The 24,523-nt window shown below is 39.7% G+C and carries 23 protein-coding genes; 6 read left to right on the top strand and 17 right to left on the bottom strand.

What is annotated here, in order from left to right; genetic code table 11:
- Positions 1-62 precede the first annotated feature (62 nt).
- From BFP71_RS14340 to BFP71_RS14330, 3 genes are all read left to right on the top strand, one after another.
- Positions 63-1,226, top strand: a complete 1,164-nt coding sequence (locus BFP71_RS14340) for a hypothetical protein (RefSeq protein ID WP_069836135.1) — start codon at positions 63-65, stop codon at positions 1,224-1,226.
- A 78-nt stretch (positions 1,227-1,304) separates the two neighbouring features.
- Positions 1,305-3,833 (top strand): DNA gyrase subunit A, encoded by a 2,529-nt coding sequence (gene gyrA / locus BFP71_RS14335; protein ID WP_069836134.1) that lies wholly within the window; start codon positions 1,305-1,307, stop codon positions 3,831-3,833.
- A 17-nt stretch (positions 3,834-3,850) separates the two neighbouring features.
- Positions 3,851-5,035, top strand: a complete 1,185-nt coding sequence (locus tag BFP71_RS14330; protein ID WP_069836133.1) for a tetratricopeptide repeat protein — start codon at positions 3,851-3,853, stop codon at positions 5,033-5,035.
- A 772-nt stretch (positions 5,036-5,807) separates the two neighbouring features.
- Here BFP71_RS14330 and BFP71_RS14325 read toward each other — a convergent pair.
- From BFP71_RS14325 to BFP71_RS14285, 8 genes are all read right to left on the bottom strand, one after another.
- A complete protein-coding gene (locus BFP71_RS14325) occupies positions 5,808-6,986 on the bottom strand; it encodes a hypothetical protein (protein ID WP_069836132.1) in 1,179 nt (392 codons plus the stop codon).
- A 169-nt stretch (positions 6,987-7,155) separates the two neighbouring features.
- Positions 7,156-7,833, bottom strand: coding sequence for a hypothetical protein (locus tag BFP71_RS14320; protein ID WP_069836131.1), 678 nt, complete (start codon positions 7,831-7,833; stop codon positions 7,156-7,158).
- Entirely contained in the window at positions 7,814-8,347 is a 534-nt protein-coding gene (locus tag BFP71_RS14315) for a hypothetical protein (protein ID WP_069836130.1), read from the bottom strand. Before BFP71_RS14315 ends, BFP71_RS14320 begins: the two co-directional genes overlap by 20 nt.
- 459 nt (positions 8,348-8,806) lie before the next feature.
- Positions 8,807-9,733, bottom strand: coding sequence for a helix-turn-helix domain-containing protein (locus BFP71_RS14310; RefSeq protein WP_069836129.1), 927 nt, complete (start codon positions 9,731-9,733; stop codon positions 8,807-8,809).
- A gap of 15 nt (positions 9,734-9,748) precedes the next feature.
- Positions 9,749-10,111, bottom strand: coding sequence for a hypothetical protein (locus BFP71_RS14305; RefSeq protein ID WP_069836128.1), 363 nt, complete (start codon positions 10,109-10,111; stop codon positions 9,749-9,751).
- Between the two features lie 58 nt (positions 10,112-10,169).
- Complete coding sequence (locus BFP71_RS14300; protein WP_069836127.1) at positions 10,170-11,108, bottom strand: alpha/beta hydrolase; 939 nt, start codon at positions 11,106-11,108, stop codon at positions 10,170-10,172.
- A gap of 584 nt (positions 11,109-11,692) precedes the next feature.
- A complete protein-coding gene (locus tag BFP71_RS14290) occupies positions 11,693-12,211 on the bottom strand; it encodes an SRPBCC family protein (RefSeq protein ID WP_069836125.1) in 519 nt (172 codons plus the stop codon).
- Between the two features lie 41 nt (positions 12,212-12,252).
- Positions 12,253-12,825 (bottom strand): carboxymuconolactone decarboxylase family protein, encoded by a 573-nt coding sequence (locus BFP71_RS14285; protein WP_069836124.1) that lies wholly within the window; start codon positions 12,823-12,825, stop codon positions 12,253-12,255.
- Between the two features lie 155 nt (positions 12,826-12,980).
- Between BFP71_RS14285 and BFP71_RS14280 the strand changes: the two genes are divergently transcribed.
- A complete protein-coding gene (locus tag BFP71_RS14280; RefSeq protein ID WP_069836123.1) occupies positions 12,981-13,859 on the top strand; it encodes an RNA polymerase sigma factor in 879 nt (292 codons plus the stop codon).
- A gap of 77 nt (positions 13,860-13,936) precedes the next feature.
- Positions 13,937-14,434, top strand: a complete 498-nt coding sequence (locus BFP71_RS14275) for an SRPBCC family protein (protein WP_069836122.1) — start codon at positions 13,937-13,939, stop codon at positions 14,432-14,434.
- Between the two features lie 174 nt (positions 14,435-14,608).
- Here the strand turns inward: BFP71_RS14275 and BFP71_RS14270 are convergent, their stop codons facing one another.
- The 9 genes from BFP71_RS14270 to BFP71_RS14225 form a co-directional block, all read right to left on the bottom strand.
- Entirely contained in the window at positions 14,609-15,445 is an 837-nt protein-coding gene (locus BFP71_RS14270; protein WP_069837095.1) for an NmrA family NAD(P)-binding protein, read from the bottom strand.
- Positions 15,446-15,528: 83 nt separating this feature from the next.
- Entirely contained in the window at positions 15,529-16,329 is an 801-nt protein-coding gene (locus BFP71_RS14265) for a MipA/OmpV family protein (RefSeq protein WP_088125051.1), read from the bottom strand.
- Positions 16,330-16,348: 19 nt separating this feature from the next.
- Entirely contained in the window at positions 16,349-16,849 is a 501-nt protein-coding gene (locus tag BFP71_RS14260) for an anthrone oxygenase family protein (RefSeq protein WP_069837094.1), read from the bottom strand.
- Positions 16,850-17,143: 294 nt separating this feature from the next.
- A complete protein-coding gene (locus tag BFP71_RS14250; RefSeq protein WP_069836119.1) occupies positions 17,144-17,680 on the bottom strand; it encodes an NADPH-dependent FMN reductase in 537 nt (178 codons plus the stop codon).
- Complete coding sequence (locus tag BFP71_RS14245) at positions 17,677-18,129, bottom strand: DoxX family protein (protein ID WP_069836118.1); 453 nt, start codon at positions 18,127-18,129, stop codon at positions 17,677-17,679. Before BFP71_RS14245 ends, BFP71_RS14250 begins: the two co-directional genes overlap by 4 nt.
- 5 nt (positions 18,130-18,134) lie before the next feature.
- Positions 18,135-18,794: a hypothetical protein gene (locus tag BFP71_RS14240; RefSeq protein ID WP_069836117.1), complete on the bottom strand. Its 660-nt coding sequence runs from the start codon at positions 18,792-18,794 to the stop codon at positions 18,135-18,137.
- A gap of 116 nt (positions 18,795-18,910) precedes the next feature.
- Positions 18,911-19,510 (bottom strand): Crp/Fnr family transcriptional regulator, encoded by a 600-nt coding sequence (locus tag BFP71_RS14235; RefSeq protein ID WP_069836116.1) that lies wholly within the window; start codon positions 19,508-19,510, stop codon positions 18,911-18,913.
- Positions 19,511-19,854: 344 nt separating this feature from the next.
- On the bottom strand, positions 19,855-20,460 hold the full coding sequence (locus BFP71_RS14230) for an OsmC family protein (RefSeq protein WP_069836115.1): 606 nt from the start codon (positions 20,458-20,460) through the stop codon (positions 19,855-19,857).
- Positions 20,461-20,658: 198 nt separating this feature from the next.
- A complete protein-coding gene (locus BFP71_RS14225; RefSeq protein WP_069836114.1) occupies positions 20,659-23,052 on the bottom strand; it encodes an ABC transporter permease in 2,394 nt (797 codons plus the stop codon).
- Between the two features lie 272 nt (positions 23,053-23,324).
- On the opposite strand from BFP71_RS14225, the gene BFP71_RS14220 reads away from it, so the two are divergent.
- Entirely contained in the window at positions 23,325-24,488 is a 1,164-nt protein-coding gene (locus BFP71_RS14220) for an FG-GAP repeat domain-containing protein (RefSeq protein WP_069836113.1), read from the top strand.
- Positions 24,489-24,523 lie beyond the last annotated feature (35 nt).

Genomic DNA, 24,523 nt, shown 5'->3' with positions numbered 1-24,523 from the left:
CTTTTTTTATGCCTTCTATAATAATTGCTTTAGTTTACCATTAATTAAGAAACAATAGTCATTTGCTTAAACAGCGCGCCTTATTCCTTATCATCCCTCTTCTGCTTTGTTCGGCGTTTCAAACCGAGGCCCAGTTATTCAAAAGAAAAAATAAGAAGGCCAATGTTGACGGATTTGTCTTAGAGGTGGCTCCAGATCCAGAAAAGGAAAAAAGGAAAGCTGAAAGAAAACTGGTTAACCCAATCAGAAAAGCGCTCAATAAATTCAACTTTAGTATAGAAAAGGGCTTTGGTTATTTTACATACCGAAATCCACTGACCGATGTATCTGTCATACGCGACCCAAGAGGCGATCAACTCTACGCTGTGCCATTGGGTGAAGAAGAGGGCAATACGAGCCCTTTAAATGCCTACGACAATTGGTTCAACCGGATATCACCAATCGGTATCGAGCGAATTGATGATGACAGCCACATTGTTAGAACAGATACGGTCGATTTATCCTACACCAACAATGGTAGCATTAATCCATTGACCTTTAGGTTATCCTTCAGTATTAAGAAACTGGATAAGAAGAATTCGGAGCTCACGAAGGACAAAGTATATACTGACGAAGATTTAGTAAGAATAGGAGGTGGTATAAGCTTTGGAGCAATAAACTTCCGAAACAGTGTTTCCACCCAAGAAGTATCGTCAGAACTCAGAAGCTTTACCCTGCCGAGAACTAAGTTGAGTACCACTAAAATCTTTGGCTCGCTCACCTATAATTTCTACACGCTAGGGGACTATTCTATTTTGGCCGATGTAATGGGCGGTGTATGGAAAATTAAGAGTAGCCATGCCGATAATGATCTGATTACTTATGACCCATTTTTCAATGTGGGAATAATGTTCCAGCAAAAATTCTCGAAATACTTTAAAGGCTATATCCGACCCTCAGTAGAGTTCAGGAGTTATACCATAGCCAATGAATTTATTTCTGCGCAGCACAAGTACACCGTCTTCAGTATTGACTTAGGTTTGCTGTTGAAATACCCAACATATCCGAGAAATAAGTATAAAGCTGATCAAGTGCAATTAGAGCACGTTTTTGAAGGGAAAATCTACCGTGGAAGACCGTTTTATCGAAAACAAAACCCTCGATATGGCGAAAATAGAATTAGAAGAAAACCCCGAGGATACTCTTTCGCCAAACCGAAAAAAAAGAAGACGAAGAAAGGCAATTAAAGCCCCAATTTTTAGCCGCCAAAACCGATTATTTTTGGTATCTTGCTGCCTTAATTAATTAGACTTTTTAAGTTATTTATGGCAGAAGGAGATAACGAAACAATCATCCCGATTAACATAGAAGATGAGATGCGTGGTGCATACATCGACTACTCTATGTCGGTGATTATTTCAAGAGCATTACCTGACGTTCGAGATGGCCTTAAACCCGTACACAGAAGGGTTTTATACGGTATGTTGGACCTTGGGGTAAACTGGAACAAATCATATAAAAAATCAGCTAGAATTGTAGGAGAGGTCTTGGGTAAATATCACCCACATGGAGACTCTTCCGTTTACGACACCATGGTGCGTATGGCCCAAGAATGGTCCCTTCGTTACCCACTAGTCGACGGACAAGGAAACTTTGGTTCTGTAGATGGTGATTCACCCGCCGCGATGCGTTATACCGAGGCGCGTTTACGTAGAATTGCCGATGAGTTACTAACGGACATTAACAAGGATACAGTTGACTTTCAATTCAACTTTGATGACTCCTTAAAAGAACCAACAGTACTACCTGCTAAGTTGCCAAACTTGTTATTAAACGGTAGTTCAGGAATTGCAGTAGGTATGGCCACAAATATGGCACCACATAACCTGAGCGAGGTAGTAGATGGGATCAATGCCTACATTGATAATAAAGAAATAGAGATAGGGGAGTTAATGCAGCACATTACTGCGCCTGATTTCCCTACTGGTGGAACTATTTATGGCTACACAGGTGTAAAATCTGCCTTGGAGACGGGTAGAGGTAGAGTAGTATTACGTGCTAAAGCAGATATTGAAACTACCAAAACCGGACGCGAGCAGATTATCGTAACCGAAATCCCTTACCAAGTGAACAAAGCCAGCATGATCGAGAAGACTGCTGGATTGGTAAATGAGAAAAGAATCGAAGGTATATCTGATATTAGAGATGAATCTGATAGAAATGGTATGCGCATTGTCTATGAGTTAAAGAAAGACGCCATAGGCAATGTAGTCTTAAACAATTTGTTTAAGTATACCCAGTTACAATCTTCATTTAGTGTAAATAATGTAGCCTTAGTAAATGGGAGGCCATATACGCTTAACCTCAAAGACCTCATTAAGCACTTTGTGGATCACAGGCATGAGGTAGTGGTGAGAAGAACAGAGTATGAGTTAAAAGAAGCTCAGAAACGTGCCCACATTTTGGAGGGTTATTTAATAGCCCTAGATAATCTAGATGAGGTAATTAACCTGATTAGAAGCTCAAGAGACCCTGAAATTGCCAAGGCAGGATTAATAGAGAACTTTAAGCTTTCTGAAATTCAAGCTAAAGCGATTCTGGAAATGAGACTCCAGAGACTGACAGGTCTTGAAAGAGAGAAAATCCAGAAAGAGTACGACGAGATCATGCAATTGATCGCCCGCTTGGAAGAAATTCTTGCAAAAGAAGAGCTCAGAATGGGAATCATCAAAGACGAATTGATCGAGATTAAAGATCGTTATGGTGATGAGAGAAGAACGGATATTATTCACTCTGCGGAAGACTTTACGACAGAGGACATGATTCCAAACGAGGAAATGGTCATCACTATTTCTCACCAAGGATATATCAAAAGAACATTACTATCAGAATACAGAACACAAGGTAGAGGTGGTGTTGGTTCGAAAGGAGCAGGCTCCAAAGAGGACGATTTCACAGAATACCTCTTTATGGGTATGACGCATAACTACCTGCTGATCTTTACAGAGTTTGGTAAAGTGTTCTGGAAAAAGGTTTGGGAGCTGCCGGAAGGCAGTAAAACTTCTAAAGGTAGACCAGTACAAAACCTTATCAACATTGAACCAGGTGATAAAATCCGTGGTGTAATTAGTGTTGGCGACTTGAAAGACGAAGATTACGTGAATAACAATTACGTAATTATGTGTACTGAAAAAGGTACCATTAAGAAAACAAGTCTTGAGGCATATTCTAGACCTAGAACGAACGGTATTAATGCAATCACCATTAACGAAGGCGATCGTTTATTGGCCGTTAAGCTCACCAATGGCGATAATCACATCATTATTGGTAAACGATCAGGTAAAGTAGTTCACTTCCATGAAGATCAAACTAGGGCCATGGGTAGAACAGCCGCTGGAGTAAGAGGAGTAAGGTTAGAGGGCAATGATGATAGAGTAGTTGGCATGGTATGTGTAAACAGGGAAGACGCTAACCTACTAGTAGTGTCCGAAAAGGGCTATGGAAAGCGCTCTGCCATAGAAGACTACCGAATTACCAAAAGAGGAGGTAAGGGAGTCAAAACCATTAACATTACTGAAAAAACTGGTAACTTGGTTGCCATTAAAGAAGTTGTCGATACCGATGACCTTATGATTATCAACAAATCTGGTATAACAATCAGAATTTCTGTTGCAGGATTAAGAGTTATGGGGCGTGCAACTCAAGGAGTCCGAGTGATTCGTTTAAACGAAGGAGATGAGATTTCATCTGTTGAGAAAATTGAGCGAATAGAAGGAGAAGAGGAAGAATTAGAGACTCCAGCTAATACCGATGATTCGGGTGAATCATCTCAAGAAGACAAAAAAGAAGATTAAACTAGAGACTGAAACTCATGAAAAAGTTAGTATTTACCGTAGCACTATCAATTCTGGCAATGGGCGTTTATGCTCAGAAGAAAGTATTGAAAAGTGCAGAGAAAGCCTTGAGAAAAGGTGATTATGAACAAGCTGCGACCTTGGCTAAACAAGCCGCAGATAATGCAGAAACACAAGAAAATCCATCAGTATACACTGTATTGGGTAAAGTAAGCCTTCAAAATTACATCGCTGGTGGGTTTGATAACATTGCCGATGCTGAAGAAAGCTTAAAGCAATTCAACAAAGCGATTGAATTGTCTGACGAGAAAAACAAGGCTAAACTAATGGAGAACCCAATTTTTAATCCATTAGATCCAACAAAGCAAATTGATGGAGGAGAAGCTTACGGTTTGTTAGAGCACCATTTAACAATGGAAAGCAACAAAGCTCTCGACGAAGAGAATTTCGAGAAGGCACATCCGATGCTAAACTTGCTTTATGAAATGGACCCAACGCAAATTGAAAGAGCATTCTTTGCAGGATACTCTGCTCAAAACGCAGATCTCGATGAAGTTGCGTTGAAATTCTACAAGATTGTGATGAACCACGAAGGTGAGTTCGATAACAAAGAATATGCTTTAAAATCTGTGATCTCTATGTCTGCAGAAAGTAAAGACTATGATACTGCATTAGCCGCGATAAGAAAAGGTAAAGAGGCTTACCCAGATGATAAGTGGTACTCAACAAACGAAGTAAACCTATTATTGGAGTCAGATAGAATTGACGAAGCAATTTCAGGTTTAATGGATATTGTAAATGCTGGAGGAGCAGCGAAAGAGAATTACTACACCTTAGCATTCTTAATGCTGAATAAAGACGATTTTGTTCAAGCTGAGAAATATGCAAAAGTAGCCTTGGAAATGGATCCTAATTATTCTGAAGTATTCTACGTGTTAGGTTCTGCGATTTACAACCAAGCTGCTGATATCATGACGAACGCTAATACTGAAATTGATGATGACGCGAAATATGAAGCGTTGAAGAACCAAGCATTAGAGAAATTCAAAGAGTCAATGCCAATGTTCCAAAAGATGTTAGAGCTTGACGGTAATGATCTTTATGCATTAAGACCATTAAGTACTATCTACGACCAGTTAAAAATGACTGAGAAGAGAGATGAGTTACTTGACAAGATAGACAAATTAGAGGGCGGTAACTAAGCTAGAAAAATTTCAAAGTAAGGGATACAGATTGTGTCCCTTTTTTTATGCCTAAATGGAATGCCTAGAGTAGAGGATAGAGTAACAGTAAAGAAATTAGCGAATGATAATATTCAGACAATCTATTTTACATAATATTAATTATATAACTAATATAGTGTTTTGCGGCCACAGCGTGGTTTACATAAGATCAGTTATCGTCACTCCAGTGCGATAACGGTAATGATCTTATGTTAAAGCAAAACACGGCCAGCACCACCGCCCGCTGTGTCTGTTCCAGACAATGACCAGCCCTTCACATAAGATTTGCCAGGCAAAGCTGATGATCTATTTTCTTGTGTACGTCCTGTTGTAAAGATTGATTTCAAATATACGATGGTCGCGCGTTTCGCTTAATATCTTTATAGAGTGCAACGAATGCTTCACATTTCTCAGACATTGGTCCTGAATTATCATGATCAACCTCTAAAACATGCATGCTAATACGTAGCCCTTGTATAAGCCCTTATCCGGTGTGTTTCCAGCTGTAGCTTATTTTAGAAAGGTCATTATGAGCATCGCCGGTAACCTGTCTACCGACAGGCAGATCTCCTTAACGCAGTGCAGAGACTGTGTAAGACTGTAATGCTGTTCAGTAGCTTCTGTGAACGCTCAAGTGTACCTGTTGAAGATATGGTCGTCCCGAGACTTGGGGACGGACGCTGCCCCCTCAATTCCTTCATCCCACCCGCCTTGCTAAACGAATATTCTAATTAACATAATGTCTGAAGCATCATGTAAATTCCTCAATACTCAAACTATCTAATTCTGTCTTTATAATCTTAGCTCCAAGAGTAACTGCTAGTTCTTCAACTGCCTTTCCTGCGTACGGATCAACTATAAAAGCCGGTTTCTTCTCATAATCAAAATGTTCAATCAGCATTCGATTGATCTCTTCATCTTTTGCTCCATAGCCTATTATTACAAGGCTTTCCGATTCTTCTAGATTTTTTCTGAAATGGTCAAAAAGCCGATTGTAAAGCAAGGGCTCCTGATACCTCTCGATTTTAGATGTTGTTCCGGTTAAAAAATCAGCATGGTAGTTGACCCAACACTTTTCGTATTTAAGCGGTTTCCCATTTTCATCCATTAATTCCTTATAGAATTCACCAAAACCCACGCCATATCTAGTCTTCAAATATACTTCTGGCCTTAATACTCCATCGCTGGCTTCAGTGTAATATATTCCATAGTCACGACTACCATGAAGTTTGTAAAGGCGATACTTTGTGTTGTAACCTTCAGAATAGTAAGATAGCTTGACTAAATAAGATCGATCATCATGAAGCAATTTTCCATAATAATTAGATCCGATTTCCTGAAAACCGTCAGACAGTTCACCTTGAATCCAATCACTAACTGATAGCCTTTCAAAGTATAAGTCATGGTTCAAAGTATGGACATGAACAATTGACGTTTGCCCCCAAATTTCAAGACAATTAAGTATTCCAGTATAGCCTGTCAATGTGAATTTGCCTGCGTGTTCCTCATTGTCATGGTAGATCTTACCTTCACGGTCCTTAAGATAAAATCCTACCATTTGTGCATAAATTGACGGAGCATTGTTTAGAAGGCTATCAATTTCCTGATCCTCTCGAAGGAATTTTTTCCCGACTGCCTTTATGTTTTCATCTGAATATGCTTTTTCAACCAAGTAATCATAAAACTCCTCATAGTCGAAATACTTGACATTCTCACTGTAGAATTTGATCAGATCGCGTAAGAAGTCAAATGTAATTTCATAATGATTCCTATAGTTTTGAGTGATTTCCCCGACTAAAACTCCACTTGTGTGAAACGTAAATTCGGTTCCATCACAGGCTAAAATCATTTCGTTCAGTTCATTTCCGATTGGATAGCCTTTTGGAGCGGAGAAACCTGCTCCTAGTAATAAAGATACCGATTTTGACATACTTTAATTTCTTTTATAAAGTTGTGGAATGAATAAAACTCAACTCCCCTACTCATTCCTATTATCTATTGCCTCCTGAAGGTTAGTTAAGAAGTCTAGAAGGTTACATTGGTTATCTCTGACTTGTTTAAATTATACAATGAGTCATTCCAGACCCACATTTGTAGACTTAATCGTTCTTTAAATTTAGATTTGCCTTGATAGTATTTTGAATAACTTCCCAATCTTTCTTAGTGATATTTAGCAAGCCTAGATCTATTTGGCTTAAACTATTTTCTAAAGTATTTTCCGACATCAATTTATCTGTTCCAAATTTTGATTTTACAAAACCAGATAAACTACCATTGAGCTCTATATTTTGTTGAGTCCAGGTTAAGAATTGATATTTAGATTCTGTATCTAACGAGTTAATATAGCTTAATCGAGCCTCTGGGGACATGAAATGACTGGCCAGAACTGATGCCGGTAGAACTGCTCGAACTTCATTATTAGGGGGATTATTAAGCGGGCTAAACTTAAAAGTCGTAAAACTACCAACATTACTTCTACCAGGGTTTGATTGACAATTTTGATTAAATATTTCTAGCTCAAGAGCGCGTACCTTTTTATTGATGCTATTGAAGATGTCATCATAGACTAGTGCCAAGACCTCATATGCATTATAAAGCTCAAGAGCACTTATGAGACCACTACATGACTTTGACTCTATGTTTTTATTAGCTTCAGCAATCAAGGTTGTTGCCGTTACAATCAATTCATCCTTGTTCCTTTGTGCCTTTGATTCATAGCAAATCAGACCAATTAAAAGGAAAGAATAAAGCCATTTATTACTTTTTAATAATTTCATTAATATTTGTGGTTAGGTTATCTGTGTTAGTATCAAGACGCTCTTTATTTGGTGGGTTATTTGATAGATCCGAATCTGTTATACTATAACTATCTCTTGACGCAATCGCGATTACAATAATTGCACAGCCAAGGGTAGTAATAATCAATCCAGGTGAATTAGAGACCAAGTTGAATTTAAAGAATTCATTGCCGGCATCAAGACTACTCGCTTCAGTCTTTACTCTCCGAATAATTATCATTGCTCCTAAAATAGAAAGTACTGCCCCAACCATAAAACTCATATTATTCCTGGCTGAGTTTGAAATTAATACCCTTGTAGCATATATGTATCTCTGTTCAACTTGATATATTTCAGGCAGCTCACTCAATTTATCATTCAGCGGACTCTGTTTAGATAACTCTGTACTTATATTTGAAAGCGAATTATTGAGGTATATTGCAAGAAATATTAGGACCCCAATACTGACAATGTAAAGTAAGAGATCTTCTGTGTTAATCTTGGGAATTACCATATTACTGTATAAGAAGGTTTATTAATCATAAATTAAAAATATATCTTTTTAATTGTAATTAAATTGTGATTTATTCTTTTCCAGAAGTTTTTCTTGAACCTCACACCAGTCTATTTTGAATTTATTATCACATAGATTCCAGACGTGAATTCTACCTTCGTGTTACTTATTGAAAAAACTATAATCCTGAATATTGGACACAGCCACATCCCAAGTATTCGGGAGATCTGTTAAAACTCATCTATTTTCATGGTGCCAAGGAGATGGCCAAGTCACTAAAACTGGTTCATCATATTGCACTTTATCATTCGGATTATCCCCTCGAAGACATTGAAAAGAACTCTCTTTATGATGTGATTTCGTTGTCGAAGAGTTTGAAGCGGATTAAGGAGAGATAACTTCTTAAAGCTATTCTTGTAAGAGGGTGCTGAAAAGCACCTTCTAACTATTAAAACTGAATTAGTTTGATAAACTGATTTGAATATACTCCTTAGGACTTATGCCTGTCTTTTTCTTAAACAGTCGTGAGAAATATTGCGGGTATTCAAAGCCAAGACGATAAGCCGTTTCCGAAATAGAAGCATTGGGCGCCAAAAGCATGTTCTTGGCTTCATCTATCAGAAAAAGGTTGATTTGATCAATGGCCGTCTTGCCTGTTTCAGCCTTGATCGTATCACTCATGTAGCGATGACTGACTTCGAGTTTACCAGCCAGCCAGTCTACTGTTGGTATGCCCTTGTTGAGTAGTTCGCCAGCCTCAAAATAGTCATTCAAAATATCCTTAAACCTCGAAAGCATAGTTTGATTGATAGTCTTTCGATTCAGGAATTGCCTTTTGTAAAAACGGTCCGAATACTTCAGTAAGGTTTCCAGTTGAGAAAGAATGATCTCTTTGGAGAATTCATCCTGATTGTTCTGATATTCGGCTTCAACATTTTTGAAGATGGTCTTAAGTTGCTCTTCTTCCTTCGGAGAAAGGTGCAAGGCCTCATTAACTCGGTATTCAAAGAAATGGTACTTCTTGATTTGCTCGTGAAGTGCCGTGCCCTGAATAAAATCGGAATGGAAGCAAATATGATAGGCTTCTGAACTAAACACGAGTCCTTTAAAGATTAGACTTTGTCCAGGAGCGGTAAAGAGCAACGTTCCGTTAGTACAATCGTAATGAGTTCTTCCATAGACTAATTCGCCAGCGACAATATGCTTAAGGCTGATACTGTAAAAATCACATGTCAGGCTTATCTCCTCACCTGTCGTCTCATCACAATTTTGTGATTTATCTTCCTTCACTCTAGTGTGAGATGCGCTGAACAAAGGGTTCTCTGGTTCTGGCATTCCGTTATAGGCATGGAAGTCACTAATGCTATTGAAAGCTAAATTCTTCATGTTTGATCAAATTAATCATAATTTTGGAATCAGTTCGAGAGTTGAAGCTTCATGCTTTTTTCTATTGTAAGTCAACCTCATCAAAGGATAGATGATGTTGAGTTTTTTGAAATAAGCCTTGTTCACTTTTCGGTTGATTTCATCCAAGTCCTTAGGTACTACGCCATTGATTGGCACTACCATCTCTCCCGCTTTCATGGCTCCATCGGAGCTGTCAAGAAAGGCATGGTACCAACTTCGTTTCCCGAATTTATACTGACGCACAAAAAACCTGCCCTCGGTCTCAACTATGGTGATGTCAATAAACCGATGGTCACCACATCGAATTTGATGTACCCAGCGTTTATTTACTTCCTTTGCAATTTCTTGAATGGTCATTGTTACTTTATTCAAAAAAATAGAGGAGCCACATTGGCCCCTCTTCTTGAAAATATGATTAGTCCTTGTTGAAGAATTCTGCTACCGCATCAGTAGATGCTTTTACAGCCTCTGGTTTGAAATAGAATTGAACGTGGCTGAACTCTGGAAAAGTAAGAACTTCAGGATTATTTGTTAGCCTCTCGATCCAGTTAGTAGAGCAGATTGCTGTAGCTGCGTTTGGACTATAAATAACAAGAGTTGGCTGAGTGATCTTATCCGCGTAATGCTCTCCAATTGAAATTAGAGATTGCATACCTTGATCAGCGATATGCTCGTTAGTAAAGTTTTCAACTGTATTAGGACCTCTAAATCCATCTTTTCCATAGTAACTATATGTATCAGCAGCCATTGGCGTTCCAGTCGCAACAAACTCTTCTTCTGTCATACTGTCGTCTATGACATTAACCCAGTGATAATCTGGTTCGCCCGTTTCAAACATTTTTTGTTTGGAAGCATTCGAGGAAGCGATAATATAATTTGCAATATTTGGATCACCCCACTGGAAAGCGTCTGCTGCCATCATTCCAGAAACAGTCGCAAGCTTCTTAATTCTACGGTCTGTCACACAAGCTGAAGCTAGGATTGAACCACCTTGGCATACACCTAGCCCGTAAACCTCATCTACAAACGAAAGTGAAGTTAAATAAGAAACAGCATCCCAAGTGTTTTCAATCAGCCTAAACATGTATCGAGATTTCATGTGCTCACCTGGAAGGTGAGGCGATTCTCCCATGCCTATGAAATCAAAACCTAGGTATATAAATCCTCTCGCTGCCATCTCTGGTCCATAAGTTGCCGGAACTTGCTCTTTTACCTGTGGAAAAGGACTCGTACCAATAATGGCTTTGTATTTTTTATTTGAGTCAAAACCTTCCGGAAGGTATAAGTCACCCGCGAGGTCTAATCCGAAAGACTTGAATGTAACACTGTTTTTTCCTGCTTTTAAATTTTCCATTGTATTCAATTTTATCTGTTGCTGTTTGAATTATTAACTGTTACAAAGGAACAGCAATAGACCCTTTCGGGACGTATACATTTCGGTAGAAGACTTGCACATTTTGGAAACATGGATCATGGGGTAAGATGAAAGAATTAAAAGAAACTTGGCAGACCAAAATGCCACACACATGCGCCAGCAAAGCCATGCCTACATTGCATTTCGGCAGGCAGGCTGTGTCACATAAGTATGCCTGCTCACCCTACAAGCTGGCTAGTCGCTAAATTGATGTGCTAGATCAATTCTTAACGCTCCTCCCTCCTCCTGCTCGTATAATTGCGCCAGACGCTGCTTAGATTCCATGCCGTGAAGACGATTGCTGGTGGCAAGCTTTAGGCAATGAAAAGCCTGTGGGTGGCTACCTCTGCTGCCCCAAGGCTTCGGGGCCGAAGCTTTGTAACTCTGCATAGGGTGCGAGTGTGGCTGACAAAACTGAGTGTAGCTCATAGAATAGGAAATAAAAGAGGCGCAAAAAGCGCCTCTTTCAACCATCAAGAAATGGGTTAAAATAGGAATACCCACTTCTTTTACCTTAGAACAGTTTACTTCGATGCTTTGGCAGCAGATGCAACTTTATCTGCCATTTCTGTAACGTTCATTTTCATAAAGCCATGAAACTGATCCTTGGTCATGTTCGGGTTTTTCACAAACTCTTCATAATTCGTCCACCACACGATCTTCGACTTGTTGTAGCCTATATCTACCACCTTAAAAGTGTTGATCATTCCCTTTACTGGTGCCCCTTCTAATAAAGAATAAGTATAAGATCTGTTAGCATCATCGAAGCCAACTATTCGTTCTTTGAAATAACCTTTTCCATCAGGCGTCCAACACACTCGAATGCCTCCGATTCCCTTGTTTCCTTCCCAGTCTACTTTCGCAATGCTTGATGAGTATTTATCTATATCATCCATTTTCCTTAAGACCCTCCAAACCTCGTCAGCAGATTTATTTATCTCTTTACTGTGTATCATTTTGGCATCCATATTTTGAGCGTTAGTGCTAACGCTTACGCCTGTTAGCAGTAATACTGCCAGTACTATTGATTTAATCGTTTTCATATGATTTTTGTATTTAATTGATTTGATTCTAGTGTTTTTCTTTATTCGAAGAGCCCTTTAGCCAATGGTGCAAAAGGCTCATCTATTGCTGTGATAGCTAATTGATTGGACAGGTTAGAAAGCACTTTCACAGCTATATTGGTTACTACTTCAATTGCTTGCGCTTTCGAATATCCTTTTGCCAGAAAAGCGTTGAGAACATCGTCAGAAACCCTCCCTTGATTACGATAAATTGCCAATGCGAATGATCTAAGTGCATCGAACTTTTCATTAGAGATTTGTGATTCATTCCTGAGCGCAATCAAATCATCTTCAGCCGAACCAAAAAAAACTTCACCGGCCATCTGATGCCCCGAGGCACAATATTTACAGCGATTTTCTACCGCTATAGCCATTTGTATGATGTTATGCTCTTCGGCGGTCAACAAGCCATACTGGCTTAGCTGAGTCTGCGTAAGCCAATAAGCCCTTAAGGTAGCGGGTGATGCGCTCAACACTTTTGCCAGATTCGGTACAAAACCAAAATTCTCTTTGTACCAGTCAAATACTTCTTTTACTTCCTCGGGCTCATTGGATGCTTCATCCATTTTGAACCCTCTCACTGTTTCATTCATTGTTGTCTTTTCACGGCGATTTGACTATTCGAAAACAGTCCGCCTAGTTTTTTCAACCTTAGACTCAGACCTTCAGAAACTGTGACAATGTTTTGTGATCTTATATTAAGTCGTAACACATTTGACTCAAGTGCATCTAATTATAAAAACTAATTATGAGCCCTTTTTTGAAAGAGTACGAAGGAGATGAAGACGATGACACCTTAGTAAATGAGGCGAATTCAGGAAATAGAAAGGCACTGGAAAAGCTGTTATTAAAGCATCAACCTTACATCTATAATATTGCCTGGCGGATGGTTCGACAACCTGATGATGCCGCTGATCTTACACAAGAAGTCAACATAAAGGTCATTACAAAGCTCTCTGAATTTAGAGGAAAAAGTTCATTTCGAACCTGGCTATATCGCATTGTTACCAACCACTTTCTTATGTCACAAAGAAAACCCATGGAGGTAAAAATGACTGGGTTTGAATCGCATGCTAATGCATTAGCTGGATCTAAGAATGTAGAATTGACTCAGGAAGAAAAAGAAGAGAAGAAAGAAGTAATCAAGGAAGTTACTGCAGGCTGTATGAGCGGCATGTTGTTATGTCTGACACGAGAACAACGATTAGTATATATAATTGGAGATATGTTCCATGCGGATCATACGGTTGGTTCTGAAATACTCGAGATCTCAAAAAGTAATTTTCGACAGCGCCTCACAAGAGCCAGAAAGGACATGGCCAATTATATGGAGAATAAGTGTGGACTTGTTAACCCCGATAATCCTTGCCGCTGCCATAAAAAGGTGACTTTCACCCTAAAAAATAAAATTATAGACCATCGAAACCTTCTATTCAACAGAAAGGAGTATGTGGATTTTCATCATGAAGTAGTTCTTCCCAATGTAGGGAAGACAATAGACTTAATGGAGGATAAATACGATCAGCACCTTCGAAACCTACCATTCAAGAAGGATTTTGACAAAAAGAGCATAATAGACGATGTGGTCAATGACGATAAATTCAAATACTTGTTCAATTTAAATTAGTTGTAAGAACGATTAAGATTTTGACCAACGACTGTCACACCGTGACTTTGATTGAATCTAAGAGTAAAAATATTACTATGATCATCAATAAAAATATATCAGTAAATGCTCCAGCAGACAAAGTTTGGGAGTTGGTTTGGAATCAGTTTGGACAAGTAGGTGATTGGGCAAGTACCGTTAATCTATCCGAAGACAGAGAAGCCTTCGGGTCAGTCAAAGGCAGAACCTGTACATCGACATGGGGAGAAATTGATGAAATTGTCGAACGCGTTGACCCTGATAGCATGAGCTTCACCTATTACGCAGATGGACTACCTGCCATGATGAAGAAGGCTAGGTCAACTTGGAAAGTTATCACAAAGAATGGAGATACATCAACAATCTCAGCTCATATGGAAATCGAATTTGCAAGACTGCCTGGGTTCTTTTTGGGATGGATGATGAAACCCAAAATGCGCAAAGATATAGACCAGACTTTCAAAGATTTAAAACAATTTATCGAAACCGGTAAAAAGACAGAATCGAAAATTAAATCTGATCTCAAATTCTTTAAGAAACAGAAAAATGCTGCTTAATCACATGTGATGCAAGAGTTAGTGAATAAGTTTTATCCTTAAATAGCTTGTTCGCAATTAGAAACTGAGGATCTTTTAAATACTTAAAAAGCTGACTAGTTTGGGTTTCTTATAGTTTACCCTGCAATAGATACAGGGCAAACTGAGAACCTCTTGATATTATAAATTTATAAGTCAAGCGGTTTTTTCCTGATACCAGATACCCGTGGCGACTGTTTTTTCAACGTAATCTGAAAAATCAGTGGCCGACCTACCTAGCACTCGCTGTACATCATTGGAGACTTCCTGATTGTCCGGGTTGCCTAGGACTTCTTGGAACAAATAGCCAAACAACCATACATAAGAATCTGGTAAGCCTGCAGCCTTCATTTCCGCTTTGAACTCTTCAATGGAAATCGGAATGTATTGAATTTCTCGACCTATTCCCTCTGACATGACCTCTACCGCCTCTTTGAAAGTCATTTTTCGTGGACCCGTCACTGTAACTGTCTTTCCATTATAGCTGTCATCTACCAGTACTTTGGTAACCACTTCTCCAATGTCATCGGCATCCACAAACGGGATTTTTGCCTCGGGCATTGGTAGGGCCACTTGACCGGCCAATACAAAGTCTAAAAAGGATCCTTCGCTAAAGTTCTGATTGAACCATGAGGCCCTAACTAAGGTATAGTTGAGTCCTGAATTCGCGATAATTTTTTCGCAGGCTTCGGCCTCAGCCTCTCCTTTTCCCGATAAGAGTACTACTTTTTCGAGCCCTTCATTCAGAGCCGCCTCGGCCAAGGCAGTGATGGCTTCTTTCGCCCCAGGAACTGCTAGGTCTGGATAATAGACAATATAGGCTCGGTTCATTCCCTTTAGTGCAGGTGCAAAGGTGGAGAAATCGCCCCAATTAAAAGCGGGAGACCCATTTCTCGATCCTATGGTTACGTTATGACCCAATTGAGTGAGTCCTTTTACTACTCGGTGACCCGTTTTTCCGGTTCCTCCGATTACTAAGATGTTGTTTTTCATAATTGATTTACTATTTGAGTTTAGTGCCTTGGGCTCTATCGTTGTTTTCAGAGTCTGTGGCATATTATTAAGCATTTATTATTCTATAATTGGTAGTTGATCATAAAGACCAAAGTCTTCTGAGTAGAAGAACCATACTGTCGAATCAAATGAGAGTCTGAAGCCACATTCCCTAATCGGTTGTAGCGCAGAAAGGTGATGGCTGAAAGCTTCTCATTGATTGGAAATATGATTGAACCGCTGATTCCGTAAGACAATAAGCCAGACTCACTTTCAAATACAGCCAGATCGGTGTTTGAGGACTGCTCTTGATTTATTCCAAAGAAGGTATTGTTGAAATTTGAGCCTGCAAACCTAAGTTCCGGCCCAATGGAATAATAGATGGATTTTAACTTTGACTTAAGCGTACCTCTATACTCACTTTTTAGTTCACCAATTATTCCTTTGTGCCCCCCTACTCCTTGTCTTAATTCCAGCTTAGTGGCAATAGATTTTTTGGTGTACTCAATAAAGACTCCTGGTTCGATTGTGGCATCTATGTCACCGAAACCAATCAGATCATCGGTTTTGTTAGTGATACTTGATGGCAACGAGCCGTCTTCAAATCGACCAATATCAGATTTAAGTACCGGACCCATTCTCCAAGTATTGGTATTTATTAAATGATAACTCGCGCCTTCCAGAAGTGAGAAAAAGAATTTATTTCCATCCGTGGCTGTAAAATTTGGAAAGAGCAATATCCGTGATTCATCATCTCCCAGATAAGAAGGTATGATGGCCATCCCTAAACCCACCGAATATGTCCATTGATTTTTGGGCTTTTGTTGCGCCATCCCTTGACAATGAAGGAATAGCAGACTGAGTATAAGAAATGTGTTTTTCATATGATTGATTTATTTGAGTTTAATTTTTGTATTGAATATGGAGTGCTAGCAGTGTCATAATGAATGACAATACCGAGAAGAACATCCGATAGGAATGAAACCTGTTCCATTGGGACTCATAATAATCTCGGAAATCAGAAATTTCCGTACTCATGAGCTCCGCAATCTTCAGTGCCTCTAGCTCGTTGTTAAGTGGTACATTACCCATGCCCGTAACACCAAGTGTACCAATCAGGTATATCAATGTAGCGATGAGTAGGACACTAAACCCTGTTATACTGATAGGATATACAAAGTAGGTTGATAGCATTAAGGCGATAAGGCTTCCGAAAAAGACGATGAAGAAACTAGGGTTTAAAATCTCCTGATTAATGCTCTGCATCGTATTTAAATAGCTGAGGTCATCGATCTTTTGTGTACCCGGAATCACCGATACCGACCAACCAAAGAACAAACCTGCAGAGAGTCCTGTAAGCAAAAGCGATACGCTGATTAATGAGTTTTGAATTGATATTTCCATAATCATCTGCGTCTAGCTTCCCTTTGGTATATTCTCATTTGTAAAACCCTCCTGTAGATTGTTCTAGCCCCTATTAAGGCACTTGATTTTTTCAAGATTATAAAGGGATCCTTAACCTGTTGGCAGACTCGGCATTTCACCTCGAAAAGCTTTAATGCCTCTTTACTGGATGTTTCACCATACAAAAGAGTACCTGTGACACGGTTCGTAGAGGAATCTCCGAAAGAAGACTGCAATACAAAGCAGGCAATCAAAAAGCCTAGTGTCAGTATGAGTTTCGATAGCCGTTTCATACTACTCGATTAACGACTTTTCAAAAAGCGCTACTTTCTCGTCAAGCCTAGCTGCCAACTCCTGATTGGTAATACCAGTATTTGAGAAGTTGTCGTAGAATGATGGAAGAGAAAAATCTGCAACCACATTGCCTCCCATATAAGGGAAACCTGTCTTAGCAGTAGCCAGTACACTTGCCCCGCCTTGCCCGCCCGGGGAAGTAGCCATCAGAAGCATTGGCAAGTCTTTCCATACTTTTATATCTATTCTAGAAAGCCAGTCAATTAGGTTTTTAAATATAGCAGTGTAGCTCCCGTTGTGCTCGGCCAAAGAAATTATCAGCCCATTTGCACAGGCAATCTTCTCGGCAAACTGATGTGCGTCTTCCGGAATACCCAATTCATTTTCAGCATCTACACTGTAAAGAGGCAATACATAATCATTCAAATCAAGGGCCGCCACTGTAGCATCAGCTACTTTGCTGGCTGCGTGTATGGCCAATGTTTTGTTGATGGAGTTTCTGCTACTACTTGCTCCAAGTGCTATTATCTTTTTCATCTTTCTAAGCGTTTTATTAATTGAGTATCTAGTGCATATTTTCCACTGCCATTAATCAGAACGGCAACGGCAATTCCCACGATCAAAAGCGCGTACTCATAGCCTTCACCTGTCTTGTTTCCATACCAGTTCATGAAAAAGCCGTGTTCCAGGTGATTCGTAAAAATGATCCCTGTGAAGAGACCTGAGATGGCCAGAGACCATAGCCTACTTGCTAAGCCCAAGATCAAAGAAATGGATCCAAAGAACTCGATAAGGATCACTGCAAAGGCGACTATCCAAGGAAGCTGCATCTGATTGGTAAAGGCATCTATAGTGCCTGTAAATCCATAACCTCCGAACCAACCCAGCATTTTCTGAGCTCCGTGAGGAAATAGAACTATTCCTAGTGTAAGGCGAGCGGTTAGTGCTCCCCAATTACTTTCTGTGTTTAGAATTTTATTAATCATATTATTTATGGTTTATGGTTATTTGTGTTTAAAATTTTGCGAACGAACACGCCTAGTGAGGTGACGTGATTATCACCGAACTGATCAAAATCAATGGCTAGTCCATACTGTATGTTTTCATGGGCTAGTCCGGCCCTGATCTGCTGAAAGCTTCTGGTATGATGGGAGAATTGATCCCAATTAGCGAACATCTGTGTACTGAGCAGCAATTTCAAATCACCCTTTAATGATTTGGTCCATTGCATCTGCAAAAAAAGCTCACCATTGAGATAGCCCGTTTTTTCAGAATGAACCAATGTAGGAATTGCAGAGAGTACAAAATTGGTCCACTGTACCTTGTACAAAATGGATAGCCCTTCAGATAGGCCCGTTTCACTATTGTAATAAAGCCTGGACCCAACAGATATGCTTTGGTTGAGATTCCAGTAAAGTGTAGACTGAACACCTGCTTCATCAAAGATGATTTCTTCCTGCCGATGAAATTTCTGAAAGAAGGCCAGCGTGGCTATCGTAAACCTTTCATTTGAGACGAGAGGCCTGAATGAAAAAGAAGTGAAGTCCGTCTTGTCAGGTCCGGATGCCAGCTCCAGCTGACTGACTTGTGCATGGCCTCCATAGACAATGGTTAGCAATAGAAGGCTAAAAAGGGTGTTTCTCTTAAGCATGAAACAAAGAACCCTAGAAATATCACCTCGAAAAATAAACTAGTTTAAGAAAACAGCCAGGAGCTATTCGTCAGCGACCAATAGCAGTTGATCCTTCCAATAGGATCAAAAAAGGATCATAAATTCTTGCTGATTTTGCTTCTAATCATGCTTAAAAACTCAGGGGTAATACCGAGGTAGGCAGCCAAATCTTTTTGTTTAATACGATTGGCAATTTGAGGGTATTTGTTCAAAAAGATTTCATAGCGTTCTTCGGCAGTCAATGAAATACCCTGATTTGTTCTACTAATATAACTTACGAGGGAACGTTGGTATAAATTTCTATAAAAACGCTCAAACTTCGGTAGTTCTTCAAAAAGACGTTCGAAGTTTTGTTTGGAAAGCATTAAAAATTCAGAGTCTTCTAGTGCCTTGATAAAATAAGTAGAGGGTTGCCGAAGCATAAAACTCGCCATATCCCCCGTCCAGAAATCTTCAATGGCGAACATTGACACATGCTCCGCCCCATTATTGTCCACAGAATATACCTTTAAACAACCTTTGACCACAAAGTACTCATAATTTGTAATCTCACCAGGTTGTAAAATGAACTCTGTGCGTTTGGCATTTCCTTCTTTTAAGAATGATTTGAACAAGCCTTTTTCTTCATCAGTCAGGTCGATAAAACGAGCTACATTTTTATAAATTAAGTCGTAAGCGTTTGGCAGGTCTTGCATTGATTTAATTTAGAAAGATATTAACTCATTGACCAACAATTTTTTTATTGTGATTTATTGTTTGACATAGCAAGTCTAAGGCTTATCAGAAATGCTTGAATTGTCAATCGCGATTATTAAATAAATATTGCCATTGACATACGCCTACGCCAGCAGAGCCATGCCTACATTTCTTTTCGGCAGACAAGCAGTGTCACATGAGTGTGAATGCTCACCCTACTAGCTGGTTACTCGCTCAATTGATCTACCAGATCAATTCTTTACGTTCGTCATTCTTCCTTCCTGTATAAAAAAGTCAGCACCTACTAAATAAATGCTGACTCAATTCTTAAGGTATTAACTTCTTAATCTTGATCGGCTGAAGAACGATTAATCGCCTCTTTACCATTGTAAACCAGCCTTGTAGACCAAGGAATTGGATTTCTTAGGGCAAAATGTGCCATACAGCCATTTTCAGCTTCGTTAAGCAAGTCTTTGATATTCTCCTCAGGTTCTGGACTATCTATGATCACATGCGTCTCTACCATGTCACAACGGCCATCAGTCATGTAGCCATGCTCGCGCATATGCCCTAGGTTAGTCGCGAAAACTATTCGCTGTTCGAGTTTCAAACTGTCTACTTGGATTTTTCTAGCAGTAAGAATATCCGTAAGATGCGTCATTAAGCAAAAACCGATACCCGCTGAAAAGAAGGCCAATGGTGGCGGTGCCGTGTCCTCTCCTACAGGCGGCTGTTCATCACAATACAACTTAACGGGGCTAAATCCAGGAATATTGACAGAGACTACTCCTGTTTTGCTTTGCATATTGCCTGCCTCGGCACTTAGATTTACCTCAAATCGATAAGGTTCGGGATGACGTGCTTTAGCAAATTTAGTGGATTCGTATTGTGTTTTGGCAGGTTGCTCATCGCTCAGCTCACCAACATGATAGAATTTCTTTTCAGACATATGATTAGTGCTTTTAAAGGGCTAAATATCTATGCTTGATTCCTCTAATCCAAGATAAGATTGACATCTTAATGACACCTTCGAGAATCATTCATCAAGCATGAAATTGAATGAGATAAATATGATATGCTTTTAACATCCCAATAAAAAAGGCCCGTTTCAATTCAGAAACGAGCCTTTCTTTTTACGACTGTGATTTTACTCACTCCTCAATTTCTGTGCAGGATTGGCAGTAGCGGCTTTTCGTGCATGATAACCTGTCGTAAGCACTGTTACCAAACATGTGCCGATCAAAACCGATGAGAAAATGGTTACGCCCGGTGTAATGTGGAACTGGAAGTTCTCTAACCATTCATTCATGGAAATATAGCCCAAAATACAGGCAGGAATAGCAGCAATCACAATAAGGATTACAAAGTCTCTGATCAATAAATTCACTAATCCTTGAGTATTGGCACCAAGAACTTTTCTTATACTAATTTCTTTGGCACGTTGCTCGGCAGTGAAAGAAGCCAAGCCTAAGAGTCCCAAACAGGCAATCAAAATGGTCATCCCCGAGAAGCCCAAAAACAATTGACCTCGGATTTGATCGGCCTCGTAGTTCTCCATAAATTGTTCATCAAGGAAAACATATTCAAATGCAGTCGTTGGATATGTTCTCTCCCATGCCGCTTCAATAAAGTCTATCGTGGCATCAATATTACCGTTAATCTTAACTATTGCCGAAGGGTTAAGTCTGCTCGGCATAAACATTAAGGGTGTAATGGGATCATATAAAGATTCTTGATGAAAGTCCTTCACTACGCCAATCACCCTTGCTCCTGGCAAAGAATCATTTCCAGTTAGATTAATGCGTTTACCGACCGGATTGGTCCAATTCATCCTACGAACCATTGCTTCATTGACCATTACTGCCTGAGCGGTATCAGAAGGATAATCCAGAGAGAAATTTCTACCCTGAACGACTTCTACGCCTAAGGTCTCGAAGAATTCATAGTCCACGCTATAATTATCTAGACCGCGATCATCCATCGCACCCTCTTCAGTCTCAATAGAGAATACATTTTTAGAGTAGCCATTGCCTGGCGTCACCGCTGCTGAACCAGTACCACCGATATTGGGGTTTTGAAGTAGCTCATTTTTCAGGACGTTCCATTTTTCTACGTCTGCCCGACTCCTAAAGTCAATTTGCATCATCTGTTCCTTGTCGAAGCCCAGGTCTTTGTTTCGGACAAATTGCATTTGAGCATAAATGACGAATGTGCCGATCAACATGAACATTGAAATGGCAAACTGAAGTGTTACTAGGCCTTTCCTTAAGATTTTACTACCTGATTTTGCCGCGCCACCTTTGAGAACTGTCGCTGGTTGAAAAGACGATAAAAAGAATGCAGGATAGCTACCACCAATGATACCCGTGATAAAGACAATTCCTAAAACCGCCAAGACAACATTGGTTTCAAGCAAGGCTTCTACCTCCAGACTCGTTCCAACTAGGTTATTAATCGATGGCACAACGGCTATCATAATACCAACACTTAAAATCAACGATATTAGTGTAATCAAGATTGATTCTGTAAGAAACTGGCCGATCAACCCGCCTCTTTGAGCACCCATTACCTTTCTTAAACCCACTTCCATAGCCCGTTTGGTAGATCGCGCTGTGGCTAGATTCATATAATTAATACTGGCTATGATGATCAAGAAAATCGCTATAGCCGTAAAAATTTGAACATATTGGATGTCTCCGGCAGCGACAGGCTCGCCATCGAAGTCTGACTTCAAGTGGATGTCCCGTAATAGCACAGGAACCATTTTGACATTGATATTAATTGGTTTGAAAATAGGATCGAGGTATTTGGTTACGGTAGAATCTAGCTTGACTTGTAATGCAGCTTTACTTACACCTTCATTGACAAGAACGTAAGAGTAAACGCCCCATCCGCCCCAATTACCTTCTCTTCCTTGAAAAATTGTACTCCAAGAAATAAGGGCTTCAGCAATTAGGTGTGAACTTTTAGGCATATCCCTATAAACCCCAGTCACTTGTAAAGACATTTCCCTATTTCCGCCACTTTGGATCGTCTGACCAACAGGATTTTCCTCCTTGAAAATTTTCTTGGCCATGGATTCATTAATAACAATTGAATTAGGCGCGTCCAAAGCTGTTTTTGGATCTCCAGCAATAAAATCGTAATCGAATAAATCGAAAAGCGTTGAGTCGGCCGCATATACATTATCTTGAAAGTAGTCTACCTGGTTTAGGGTGAACCTTCGCCCTCCCTGACCGCTCAATCCAGAAAGCCGAGCGGCTTGCACCACCTCTGGGTTTTCATTTTTGATCGTGAAAGCCGCAGGAAATGTCATATTTGCCCATTTAAAGGCATTGTCTGGCTCCGTTATTTCCGTAGAGAGCCGATAAATACGATCTCCATTTGAATGTCCCTTATCGAAACTTGTTTCGTGAAAAATATAGAGTAAAATAATTAAGCTGGAGGCTATACCCACTGTAAGACCGATAATGTTTAGAGCAGTATAACCCGGTTGCCTCAGCAAACTTCTGAAAGCTACCTTAATGTAATTTTTGAGCATGAACGTTGTTGTTTTGTTTTTTGACGCTGTAAAACCGCAAATAGTTTCACCTTATAATAACTAAAGATAAGTAACCGATTACGAAAAAGCGTATAAGTAGTCTCACAATTATGAATCTTTAACTAAACGCCTCCCCAGACCCCTTTAGGATTTTCTGATACTCGATAGTTTTAACCATAGACATAAAATCGCAATGTCGCCGTACCGATTGTGACTTTATTTGAATCGTATAATCAATTCTGGATATGAGAAGTGTTTTTATTTTTTGCATCATGATCGCGGTTTCCCAACTCGCCAATAGTCAATCCACAGCATTTTTTAAGGATGTAACGAAAACCAATTTGCCCTACCAAGATTTGCAAAGATTATCTATGGATGCAGGAATTGCGGATTTTGATGGTGATGGTGACATGGACATTCTCATCGCCAATGAACATAGGCCTAATATTTTACTCATTAATGATGGTAAAGGTAATTTCACAAATGAAAGTATCTCTAGAATACCTCAGGTGAACCACGACAGTGAAGATATCGGCATAGCGGATTTTGATCTTGATGGTGACTTAGACATCATTGTGGTAAGCGAAGACGATCAAACAAACGAACTCTACTTAAATAATGGAGATGGTACTTTTTCCGATGCGGGAAGTCGTATTCCCGTTACTGGTACGTCAAACTCCGTCGTTATTTATGACCTAAACAGCGATGGTGCGCCTGATATTTTAATTGGGAATAATGGACAAAACAACGCTTTAATCAATAATGGTAATGGGCAATTCAAAGATGAAACTGCCCAAAGATTGGGACAATTTACTGATGTCACCCAAGACTTAACGCTTGCTGATATTGATAACGACGGAGATCAAGATCTTTTGATCGCGAATGAAGACGCAAACCGTATCATGATCAATGATGGCAATGGCTTTTTTAAAGATGAATCGCTTGAAAGACTCCCCTTGCGTAACACGCCAGAAGAAACGCGCGAAGTAGACGTTGCTGATATTGACGGTGATGGTGATTTAGATATGCTTTATGGCAACGTACAGGCTTTCGTGCCCAATGCAGTCCGTCAGAATAGATTACTCATTAATGATGGCAAGGGAAATTTCTCTGATATAACAAATACTCATTTACCTAAAGATGATAATCGGTGTTTTGGGGTGGCTTTCGAAGATGTAGATGCCGATGGCGATGCAGATATTATAACAGGCAATACAAATGGGCCTAGCTTTGCAGGTATGACACCGTTTAGTGTCTATTTAAATGACGGCAAGGGGAAGTTTACAGATAAAACAAGCACCATACTTCCAGAAAGCATTAAAGGACGCGGTTTTGACATCGATTTTGTTGATTTCAATGGGGATGGCGTTAAAGACTTGTTCTTAAGCAATCGCGGTTCTCAAGACTTTTTGCTTTTTGGAATAAAGCATGAGTAAGTAGCCTTTTATCCGATCGAAGTGTGAATCCGACC

The organism is Roseivirga misakiensis, assembly GCF_001747105.1.
In the GTDB taxonomy this organism is placed as follows: domain Bacteria; phylum Bacteroidota; class Bacteroidia; order Cytophagales; family Cyclobacteriaceae; genus Roseivirga; species Roseivirga misakiensis.
This window is presented reverse-complemented; position numbering and strand designations above follow the sequence as displayed.